The 10,526-nt window shown below is 68.8% G+C and carries 8 protein-coding genes; 1 reads left to right on the top strand and 7 read right to left on the bottom strand.

Going from position 1 to position 10,526, the window contains the following annotated elements; all coding sequences use genetic code 11:
* The 3 genes from VGR06_RS03555 to VGR06_RS03545 all read right to left on the bottom strand — a co-directional run.
* On the bottom strand, positions 1–244 hold a 244-nt coding region (locus VGR06_RS03555; RefSeq protein WP_327557477.1), incomplete at its 3' end, for a hypothetical protein.
* A 108-nt stretch (positions 245–352) separates the two neighbouring features.
* Positions 353–1,924 carry an aldehyde dehydrogenase family protein gene (locus VGR06_RS03550; protein ID WP_327557476.1) on the bottom strand — a complete coding sequence of 524 codons (1,572 nt, stop codon included), beginning with the start codon at positions 1,922–1,924 and terminating at the stop codon, positions 353–355.
* A gap of 90 nt (positions 1,925–2,014) precedes the next feature.
* Positions 2,015–2,419: a DUF3040 domain-containing protein gene (locus VGR06_RS03545; RefSeq protein ID WP_327557475.1), complete on the bottom strand. Its 405-nt coding sequence runs from the start codon at positions 2,417–2,419 to the stop codon at positions 2,015–2,017.
* Between the two features lie 317 nt (positions 2,420–2,736).
* Here VGR06_RS03545 and VGR06_RS03540 point away from each other — a divergent pair, with 317 nt between their 5' ends.
* Positions 2,737–3,750, top strand: a complete 1,014-nt coding sequence (locus VGR06_RS03540) for a PHP domain-containing protein (RefSeq protein WP_327557474.1) — start codon at positions 2,737–2,739, stop codon at positions 3,748–3,750.
* Here the strand turns inward: VGR06_RS03540 and VGR06_RS03535 are convergent.
* The 4 genes from VGR06_RS03535 to VGR06_RS03520 all read right to left on the bottom strand — a co-directional run bounded on the left by VGR06_RS03535 (position 3,747) and on the right by VGR06_RS03520 (position 10,460).
* A complete protein-coding gene (locus VGR06_RS03535; RefSeq protein ID WP_327557473.1) occupies positions 3,747–4,745 on the bottom strand; it encodes a neutral zinc metallopeptidase in 999 nt (332 codons plus the stop codon). The two genes, VGR06_RS03540 and VGR06_RS03535, sit on opposite strands and share 4 nt — an antisense overlap.
* A 242-nt stretch (positions 4,746–4,987) precedes the next feature.
* On the bottom strand, positions 4,988–8,989 hold the full coding sequence (locus VGR06_RS03530; protein WP_327557472.1) for a vitamin B12-dependent ribonucleotide reductase: 4,002 nt from the start codon (positions 8,987–8,989) through the stop codon (positions 4,988–4,990).
* 86 nt (positions 8,990–9,075) lie between these two features.
* On the bottom strand, positions 9,076–9,552 hold the full coding sequence (nrdR, locus tag VGR06_RS03525; protein WP_327557471.1) for a transcriptional regulator NrdR: 477 nt from the start codon (positions 9,550–9,552) through the stop codon (positions 9,076–9,078).
* A 443-nt stretch (positions 9,553–9,995) separates the two neighbouring features.
* Positions 9,996–10,460, bottom strand: coding sequence for a LysM peptidoglycan-binding domain-containing protein (locus tag VGR06_RS03520; RefSeq protein WP_327557470.1), 465 nt, complete (start codon positions 10,458–10,460; stop codon positions 9,996–9,998).
* Positions 10,461–10,526 lie beyond the last annotated feature (66 nt).

Below are 10,526 nucleotides of genomic sequence, written 5' to 3'. Positions count from 1 at the left end.
AGAGCTGCCGAAGCTGCCATTCCGCCTCGTTGAGGAAGGAGCTGGTCGCCCAGTGCACCTCGTTGTTTCCCGCTCCCCCGAACCATCCAGGAGTCTCGCTGTCGCGCGCGGTGGACACCTCGGCATGTGCTTGGGTGTAGCCAGCACTGATCGTTTTAATGTTATCGACGACCGGCGTGAGCCACCACTTAATCCCCTGTTCCATGGCGTCCGGACTAATGGCGTAGACCCTTGGCTGGTCCATGTCTGATTCCACCCCAAAGCCCCCTCGTTCGAGCGCGTCACCGTACGCGCACAGACCGCAATCTTGGCAGATGATACGAGAGGCTCGGGGTGGAATCAGCCAAACGGCCTAGACGTTGGGGTAGCGGCTGTAGTTGGGGAAGTTGCCGTAGAGGAGCTCGTCTTCGGGGCCCTGGGTGACGGCGTGGACGAGGTGGATGCCGCCGACGAACGCGCCTTTCCAGGAGCCGCCGCGGCCGCCGAAGGGTTCTTCGCGGTCGCCGCGGGAACGGGGTTTGTTGACGCCCACCTTGAAGGCCTGGACGTGCTCGGCGAGGCGGGCGGCCAGGTCGACGTCGTCGCAGGCGATGCTGGCGACGAGGGCGCCGTTGGAGGCGTTGAGCTGGGCGAGGAGCTCGGCCTGGGTGTCCACCACGACGATGGTGTCGACCGGGCCGAACGGCTCCTCGTGCATGAGCCGGCTGGCGCCGGGCGGGGCGAGCAGGGTGGTGGGGGCGACGTAGGCCGAGGTGTCCTGGCCGGGGAGGAACCGGCCCTGGTCAAGGGAGCCACGGTAGAGCGGGATGGCGCCGTGGTGCAGCGCCTCGTCGATCTTCGCGCGCAGCTCGGCCGCCTTGGCGGCTGAGATCAGCGGGCCGAAGTCGAGCTGGGGCAGGTCATCGGAGCCGGCGTCGGCGGCCAGCGGGTGACCGAACCTGATCGACCGGAGCACCGGGAAGTAGGTGGCCAGGAACGTGTCGACCAGCTCGCGCTGGACGACGAACCGCGGATAGGCGGTGCAGCGCTGCTTGGCGTACTCGTAGCCCTTCTTCAGGTGCGCGGCGAGGCCCTCCCAGTCGGAGAACTCCCATATGCCCCAACAGTTCAGGCCCTCCTGCTCGAGCATGTGCCGCTTGCCGGTGTCGACCAGCTGGGCGGCCACCTTGCCACCGTTGTCCCGGCCGCCGACGAACGCCAGCGCGCCGATCTCGGCGGAGCGGACCAGGGCCGAGGACAGCGTGGAGCCGTCCCCGGAGAGCAGCGTCACCGGCAGGCCCGCGTCGTGCATGAGCGCGTGCGCCACGGTCAGGCAGACCGCGCCGCCCTGGGTCGGGGTCTTGGCGACGACCGCGTTCCCGGCGAGCAGCTGCACCAGCTCGGCGTGCACCAGCACGCTCATCGGGTAGTTCCAGCTCGCGATGTTGCTGACCGGGCCGGGCAGCGGGCGGCGCTCGAACGGGCGCCCCTCCGCGTCGGTGGCCAGCATCTCGTCGACGTGCTCCAGGTACCAGCGCACCCCGTCGAGCGCCCGGTCCACGTCCGCGCAGGCGAGCTTCCATGGCTTGCCGATCTCCCAGGCGAGCACCAGCGCCAGGTCGTCGCGGGCCGCGGTCATCGCCTCCACCGCGGCCAGCACCCGCGCCTTCCGGTCGGCCAGCGACACGCCGGCCCACTCCCGGTGCTGCTCATGGGCATACGCCACGGCGGCGAGCGCGGTCGCCTCGTCCACCTTGGACAGCTGGCCGAGCGTGGTCTGGTCGACCGGAGTGATCAGCGGAGCCGGGGTGCCGCTGTCCTGCCAGCTTCCGCCGTACAGATTGCGTAGCCGGTCATCGGCGAACCCGGCGGAGGCCACCTTCGAAACCCGCTCGAGCAGTTGGGGCCACTGGGCGTTCTGAGGTACGTGCAAGGGGTTCGTCACGGCTGCCGCCTTCCGCTGCGGACGGTGAACAGTCGCGACCGACGCTACAGCGGCCTAATCCATTACTGGTCGAGCTGTGACCTACTCGACCTACTGGTCGTCGTCGAGGCGCTTGCGGAAGCGCTCCTCCATGCGCTGCGAGAAGGAGCTGCGGCGGATCTTGGTCACGCTGCCGGGACCAGCCGACTCGTCGGCCCCCTCGTCCCCCTGGTCGCCGTGGCGGATGGCGGTCAGCGTGAGCAGTGCACCGAAGAACATGACGAGGAAGCCGAGCAGGCTCACCACCGGGATACCACCCGGCTTGAGCGGGAGCACCACACCGAGCACCAGGAGCGCAACGCCGAGCACGAACAGGGCGATGCCCTGCAGGCGGCGACGGCGGGACGGTCGCCGTAGCCGGGCGCCACGGACCGTCGAGGCGAACTTGGGGTCCTCGGCATAGAGCGCGCGCTCGATCTGATCGAGCAAACGCTGCTCGTGCTCGGAGAGTGGCATCGTTCCTCCTCCGGCACATACGGTCGCGGGCGCCGGGCGATCACGGTTGCCGCCGGACCCGGCGGGCACCCCCGGGTGCGAGGGGATGTCATCACCAGAATACGAGCCCGGGGACCTCGCGACTACCCGATCCTGCAGGACGGTCGTAAGCAACAGCAAAACCGACGGGACTGAGGGCCGGCTGGACCGGTGATTGAGCACGCAAAACGGGCATCGGTCACGGACAGTCACCGGTAGGGGCGCCCGATCGGCACAATCCACCGGATGGCCCAACCCCGGGTACCAGGACGCGCCGCCCGGTGCGGTAGGCAGTGCACGTGGACCCGGTGCACGCACTCAAGCAGATCGCCCTGTACCTCGAGCGGGCCGGCGAGCCCACGCACAAGGTGCAGGCGTTCCGGCGGGCCGCGGCCGTGGTGTCCGGCCTGCCGCCCGGCGAGCTGGAGCAGCGGCTGCGGGTCGGCACGCTGACCGCGCTCCCCGGGATCGGCAAGACCACCGGCAACGTGATCATCGAGGCCGCCGGGGGGGCGGAACCCGGCTACCTCACCGAGTTGCGCGGCCGGGCCGCGAAGCCGCTCGCCGACGCGCGGGGCGGGGAGGCCCTGCTGGCGGCGCTGCGCGGCGACTGCCACACGCACTCCGACTGGTCGGACGGCGGCAGCCCGATCGACGAGATGGCCGAGGCGGCGGTCGTGCTCGGGCACGAGTGGATGGTGCTCACCGACCACTCGCCGCGGCTGACCGTGGCCAACGGGCTGTCCGCGGAGCGGCTGCGGCGCCAGATCGAGGTGGTCGCCGAGCTGAACGTGGAGCTCGCGCCGTTCCGCATCCTCACCGGCATCGAGGTGGACATCCTCTCCGACGGCGCACTGGACCAGGAGCCCGAGCTGCTGTCCGCGCTGGACGTCGTGGTGGCCAGCGTGCACTCCGAGCTGCGCATGCCGGGACCGGAGATGACCGAGCGCATGCTCACCGCGATCCGCAACCCGCACACCGACGTGCTCGGCCACTGCACCGGCCGCAAGGTCGCCGGGCGCCCCCGGCCGGAGTCCGCCTTCGACGCCGAGGCGGTGTTCACCGCCTGCCGGGACAACGGCGTGGCCGTGGAGATCAACTCCCGGCCGGACCGGCTCGACCCGCCCCGGCCGCTGCTCCGGATGGCCGTCGAGCTCGGCTGCATCTTCGCCATCGACAGCGACGCGCACGCCCCCGGCCAGCTCTACTGGCAGGCCTACGGCTGCGCCCGCGCCGAGGAGTGCGGGGTGACCGCCGGCCGGGTGATCAACACCGGGTCGCTGGACGACATCCTGGCCTGGGTGCGTGCCTAGCTGACCTCGGTCGCCGGCACCCGCCAGGTGTTGCAGGCGGCGGTCTGGTTCTTGTCGAAGCCGGCCCTGCCCCAGGTGACCTGGTGTTTGACCGTGCCGTGCGTGTTGTCGGCGACGGTGTCCCGGAAGCTGTCCGCCGCGGCCCGGGCCAGCTTCGTGGTGACCGAGCCGTGGCCGGCGACGCTGGCGATGAACATGCCGGAGAAGCAGTTCGCCTGCAGCTCCGCGCGCCGGGTCAGCTCAAGTTTCTCCGGGGAGTCCTTGCCGAACTTCTCGCCCTTGTCGTAGGCGGCGTTCAGAATGCCGCTGAGCGCCTGCACATGGTGCCCGTACTCGTGGGCCAGCACGGCCAGGTGCGCCGCTTGGCTGAGCCCGGCCTGATCGAGCAGCCGGTCGGTCGGCATGAAGATCACCTTGCCGCCGCTGCAGTAGTAAGCGGTGGCCTCGTCGGCCGACGGCGCCTCGCCGCACAGGCTCTTACCGGCCTTGATCTCCAGCCGGGGCGAGCTGAACGGTTCGTTCACCCGCTCCAGCACGGGCTGCCACGCCTGGTCGAGGCAGCCGATCGCGGCCTGGTAATACGCCCGCAACTTCTCCGGGTCCCGCGAGATCGCCGGCAGCTGGCAGGTGACCGGCGCCAGCCCGATCCCGTCCGCCAGCAACGGGTTGGTCTCCAGTTCAGCCACCGACTTCGGCTTGGGCGCACCGTTCGACGTCGGATCGGCCCCCTGCGGCGCCCCCGGCTGCGGCACCCCGGTCGCCGCCACCGGATATCCGTCGATCGCCCTCAGCCCGTCGAACAGGTTGTCCCGCCCCAGCAGCGCGAGCACCAACACCAGCCCAAGCACCAACGCGAGCACACCGGCAATGGTCAGCGGCGAGTTCCCGTCATGCGGATCGCCCGTGATGATGGTCCGCGGCTGCGGATAGACGCGAGTGGGCTGCGGCGGCGCCCAACCAGGCGGCCCGGGTACGCCGCCCCCCTCGTCATCCATCGCTCACCTCTGGCTCCCGACCCCGCACCCACCCGCCGCCAGCATACGGCCCGTAGCGGGTGGATCAGGAGCCGACAGGGATCACCAAGCGTGCCAGACCGCCGCATGCCGGTGCCGGCTCGGAGTGATATCAACCTCGTCAAAAGCGTCGAGTCATGGAGGGTAACGGTCGCGCCTTCGCGCCGCACCGCAGTTGCGAACGGGCTGTCGCATTGGATGCGACAGCCCGTTCGCGCGCTTCTCTAGCTGCAGCCGGAGGTGGAGCCGCAGCCTTCGCAGACGTAGCAGGAGCCGGCGGGGCGCATTTTGGTGCCGCAGGTCATGCAGAGGGGGGCGTCGGCGGCTTTTCCTAGGTGGAGTTCGAGGAGTTCGGTGGAGCTGTGGGCCTCCGGTTTGGGTTGGGGGGACGCGTCGATGGTGGCGGGTTTGGGGGTGGCTTCGACGGAGGTGCGGAGGCCTTCGATGTCCACGTCGGATGGTCCGGTGTAGTCGCCGTTGACTTGGGCGGTGCGTTCTTCGGCGGTGAAGATGCCGAGTTGGGCACGTTTGTCGTAGGAGAGGTAGTCGAGGGCGAGGCGGCGGAACAGGTAGTCGAGGACGCTGGTGGCGATGCGGACGTCGGAGTCGTCGGTCATGCCGGCGGGCTCGAATCGGAGGTTCTGGAACTTGGAGACGTAGAACTCGAGCGGGATTCCGTACTGGAGGCCGACGGAGATGGACATGGAGAACGCGTCCATGACGCCGGCCAGGGTGGAGCCCTGCTTGCCGAGCTTGACGAAGATCTCGCCGAGGCCGTCGTCCGGGTAGGAGCCGGCGGTGAGGTAGCCTTCGGCGCCGCCGACGGTGAAGGAAACCGTTTGGCTGGGGCGCTTCTTGGGGAGGCGCTTGCGGACCGGGCGGTATTCGACGACTTTCTCGGGCTCGACGGACTTCTTGGCGCCCTTGCCGGCGGAGAGTGGCTGGCCGACCTTGCAGTTGTCGCGGTAGATGGCGAGCGCCTTGAGACCGAGCTTCCAGCCTTCGAAGTAGATCTGCTCGATGTCCTCGATGGTGGCGGACTCGGGCATGTTCACCGTTTTGCTGATCGCGCCGGAGATGAAGGGCTGGACGGCGGCCATCATGCGGACGTGGCCCATGGGGGCGATCGAGCGGACGCCCATGGCGCAGTCGAACACCTCGTAGTGCTCGCGGCGCAGGCCGGGCGCGTCCACGACGTGACCGTGCTCGGCCACGTACTCGACGATGGCTTCGACCTGCTCGTCCTGGTAGCCCAGGGACTTCAGGGCGCGGGGCACGGTCTGGTTGACGATCTGCATGGAGCCGCCGCCGACCAGCTTCTTGAACTTGACCAGCGCCAGGTCCGGCTCGACACCGGTGGTGTCGCAGTCCATCATCAGGCCGATGGTGCCGGTCGGTGCGAGCACGCTGGCCTGGGCGTTGCGCCAGCCGTTGCGCGCACCGATCTCCAGGCCGCGCTGCCATTCCCGGGTGGCGAGGCGGTGCACCGCGGCGTCGTCGGCGGCGTAGGTGCGGATCAGGTCGTTGGCCGCGGCGTGCTTGCGCATCACCCGCTGGTGCGCCTCGGCGTTGCGGGCGTAGCCGTGGTACGGCCCGACCACGCCGGCAAGCTCGGCCGAGCGGCGGTAGGCAGTGCCGGTCATCAGCGAGGTGACCGACGCGGCGAGCGCCCGGCCGCCCTCGGAGTCGTAGGCGTGTCCGGTGGCCATCAGCAGCGCGCCGAGGTTGGCGTAGCCGATGCCGAGCTGGCGGAACTTCCTCGTGGTGTCGGCGATCGGCTCGGTCGGGAAGTCCGCGAAGCAGATCGATATGTCCATGGCGGTGATCACCAGCTCGACCGCCTTGACGAACCGTTCGGACTCGAACGTCCCATCCGGACGGACGAACTTCATCAAGTTCAGCGACGCCAGGTTGCAGCTCGAGTTGTCCAGATGGAGGTACTCGCTGCAGTTCGCCACGACGACCCCGGAAACCACGTACGAGTGGTTGCGCGGCTCAGTCAGGTTGAACGTCGTCTCGAAACCGCGAGACACCCGCGAGACCAGCCGGACGGTCTCGTCTACCTGGTAGTGGCCATGCTCCGCGATCACCGCGTCGAGTTTCGCCGACTTCTCGGCGTGATCGAAACCGATCAGCTCAGCAAAACGCCTCAGGTGGCGTCCGGTGACGCGCAGGTCGAAGCTCGGCCCGTCGCTCCCGTACTGCCGGGACTCGCCGCTCTTGGTGGTGTAGCTGAACGAGGCCTCCTTGGTGCCCGTCTGGTAGATCCGGGCCCGAATACCGAGGCTCGACAGCAGTTCCTGGACACCGATGACCAGTTCTTCGGACCGGCTACCCAGGCCGACGTAGTGGGTGCCGTTCTGGGCCTGGCTCACCACGCAACCGTCCGCGTCGTACAAACCCCTCAGAAACGCCGTGAGGGCGTCCTCCGGCGCCTGGAACATGGACTCGGGTACGACCTTGTCCTTGGCGCGCCCTGCCGAAACCCCGAGGCCGGCCATCATCATCCCGAACCTGCGTCGCAGCGCCCGCAACTGAACGGTGCCATTCGCCTGGAGGCTCGGCTTGTTCTCGAAGCCGATGATTCGGGACAGCAGGCGGCTGTGTCGGGGCAGGATCACCGAACGCTCCCACTCGGTGCCATAGATCGTGACCGCACCCTGGTCGGTCAGGCAACCGTCGCCCACGAGCCAGCCGAGGTAGTGGGCCAGCTCGACATCCCACTTCTCAGGGATCTCCCGCAGTGCACGACCGGGCGCCCTTCGCGCCGCCTGAACGGCCAGCGCTGGTAGCGCGGCGGAGGCATGCGGACGGGGGGCGTACTCGGTCGACCGAACCACCCGATCCTCTTCGGACAGTTGATCCGCGTGAACCCATCCGCGATTCGCCGTCCAGACCCGGTGGTTCGGGGTGCACCGCAACCGGGAACCATCGCTGAAGCGCAGCTCGACGATCTCGTTCGTACCGGTGATCATGTACCGGGTGGGGCTGGTGGCCAGGACCCTCTGCCGAGGGTCGTCGGCATTGGTCACATCATTCGTGTAAACGGCGAACGACTCGCCCACCGACACCCGCCGAACCAGATCACCGATGCGCACGAGTCCGCTGTCGGTCACCACGCGCTGGTCGCCGGGGAAACATGGGTTGGACGCGGTGATTCGGCCGGACTCCGGGCAGGTGTGCCAGTCGTTGATCGTGTCGTCGTATTGGATGCCGGGATCGGCGCACCCCCATGCCGCCCGCGCCATCTCGGCGAACAGGTCCTTGGCGTTGATGGATTCCAGCACTTCGCCGGTGGTGCGGGCACGCAATCCGAACTCACTGTTCGCCTCGACGGCGTGCATGAACTCGTCGGACACCCGCACCGAGTTGTTGGCGTTCTGGTACTGCACCGAGGTGATGTCGTGCCCGCCGAGGTCCATGTCGAAGCCGGCGTCCCGCAGCGCGCGGATCTTGTCCTCCTCACGCGCCTTGGTCTCGATGAACTCCCGGATGTCCGGGTGGTCCACGTCCAGCACGACCATCTTGGCCGCGCGCCGGGTGGCGCCGCCGGACTTGATCGTCCCGGCGCTCGCGTCGGCGCCGCGCATGAACGACACCGGCCCGGACGCCGTGCCACCCGAGGACAGCAGCTCCTTCGACGAGCGGATCCGGGACAGGTTGAGGCCCGCGCCGGAGCCACCCTTGAAGATCAGGCCCTCTTCCCGGTACCAGTTCAGGATCGAGTCCATGGTGTCGTCCACGGCCAGGATGAAACACGCCGAGACTTGCTGGGGGGAGCTGGTGCCGACGTTGAACCAGACCGGTGAGTTGAAGCTGAACACCTGGTGCAGCAGCATCCAGGTGAGCTCGTGCTCGAAGATCTCGGCGTCCTGCGGCGTGGCGAAGTAGTCGTGCTCGACGCCGGCGCGGACGTAGGTGCTGACCACGCGGTCGATCAGCCGGCGCAGCGAGTGCTCGCGCACCGGCGTGCCGACCGCGCCGCGGAAGTACTTGCTGGTGACGATGTTCGTGGCGTTGACCGACCAGAAGTCCGGGAACTCGACGCCCCGCTGCTCGAAGTTCACCGTGCCGTCACGCCAGTTGGTCATCACCACGTCGCGGTGCTCCCAGGCGACCTCGTCGTACGGGTGCACCCCCTCGGTGGTGTACACGCGCCGCACGGTCAACCCCGCCGCGCGCGTGCCGTTCTCCCCGGCGCGGTGACCCGCCGCCGTCTCCGTCATGAGTCGTCCCTCTCCCTCGTTGCCTTCTCCCCGAACGGTTACGTCTGCTGGCGCAACGCCGCGCCGCCTCGCCGGCCGCCTCGTGCTCACCCCGCACCGGCCTCTCCGGCCTCCCTGGCCGCCATGTCCCGCAGGTCCGAGATCTCCTTCTCGAAGTCCTCAATGGACGAGAAGGAGCGATAGACGCTGGCGAACCTGAGGTAGGCGACCTCGTCAAGGTCACGCAGCGGCCCGAGAATCGCCAACCCGACCTCATGGCTGGGCACCTCGGCGGACCCGGTCGAGCGGATCGACTCCTCGACCCGCTGAGCCAGCTGCTGCAGTGCGTCCTCGTCCACCGGCCGGCCCTGGCACGCCCGGCGCACCCCGGTGACCACCTTCTCCCGGCTGAACGGCTCGGTCACCCCGGAACGCTTGACGACCGCCAGCACCGCCTCCTCGACCGTGGTGAAGCGCCGGCTGCACTTCGAACACGACCGCCTCCGGCGGATAACCTGCCCCTCGTCAACCTCCCGCGAGTCGACCACCCGCGAGTCCGGATGGCGGCAGAACGGACACCTCATCCGTCTCCCCCTCTGGTGATCATCATGTGGATGAGCGGTGGATGGAGCGTGGATAACCATCCACAACCTGTGGACTAACTACAGCGGTGTAACTACTACATCTAGGGGTTCACGCTATGCCGAGACGCGAGATGATGCAAGCCGACACGGCGCTCGTCACCCGGTTCGGTGGGTAGGATGCGGCTTGGCAGGGACTGCGACGCCAGGCTCTCCTGCCACTCAAGTGGCGTTGGCGAGCGCCGGCCCTGGGGTGGCCGGAGCTCAGCAAGGCTGGGAGGCGGCGGGGAGCCCGGGTTGATCTTCCATGAGGGAAGCAACGTCACGTTCATGCCCTAGAAGGCAAGCAGCGTCACGTTCACTCCCTCCAAGGAACCGGGCCGCTCTCCCCCGCCCGAAGGTGCCGTCGCACCCAGGTCAGTGCGACGACACCGTCGGTCGCCCGGTTACCCCTCAGACGGCACAGTGAGGGGCTGGCCGGGGCGCAGGGAGGAATTCGGCAGGGTGTTGAGCTCGCGGATGCGGTCGACGACGGCGGACGGGTCGCTGTGGGGGGCGACGCGGCGGGCTAAGTCCAGGAGGGACTCGCCGGGTTCGACGCGGACGACGGCGGTGCGGTGCGGGACGGTGGGGGCGCCGGAGACGGAGTTGGAGAGGATGGCCAGGCCGACCACGGCCAGGCAGACCGCGATGCCGAAGGCGACGACCAGGGAGAGCGGGACCGGGGCGCGGCGGTGGCCGCAGGCGACCGGGGCAAGGACGCGGGGGGCGGTGACCGCCGCGCGGCGGCCGCGGGGGCGTTCGGTGTCCTGGGCCGTGCGCCGCGACGGGGACGCGACCGAACGGTTCGTGGGGGCCTCCAGAACAGCCACGACATCCTCCTCGACCTGCTCCGCCTTGCCGTCGAACACCTGCCCGAGCGTCGAACAGGGGTTCGATCGAACCTTCGTGCGAATGTGTACCACGCCCCACCGACA

This window comes from Actinophytocola sp. (assembly GCF_036002505.1).
GTDB lineage: Bacteria > Actinomycetota > Actinomycetes > Mycobacteriales > Pseudonocardiaceae > DASYTH01.
This window is presented reverse-complemented; position numbering and strand designations above follow the sequence as displayed.

Coding starts and splice junctions, on each gene's coding strand:
- VGR06_RS03545 (WP_327557475.1), bottom strand. CDS start 2,419: ATGCCACTCTCCGAGCACGAGCAGCGTTTGCTCGATCAGATCGAGCGC.
- VGR06_RS03535 (WP_327557473.1), bottom strand. CDS start 4,745: ATGGATGACGAGGGGGGCGGCGTACCCGGGCCGCCTGGTTGGGCGCCG.
- VGR06_RS03530 (WP_327557472.1), bottom strand. CDS start 8,989: ATGACGGAGACGGCGGCGGGTCACCGCGCCGGGGAGAACGGCACGCGC.
- nrdR (WP_327557471.1), bottom strand. CDS start 9,552: ATGAGGTGTCCGTTCTGCCGCCATCCGGACTCGCGGGTGGTCGACTCG.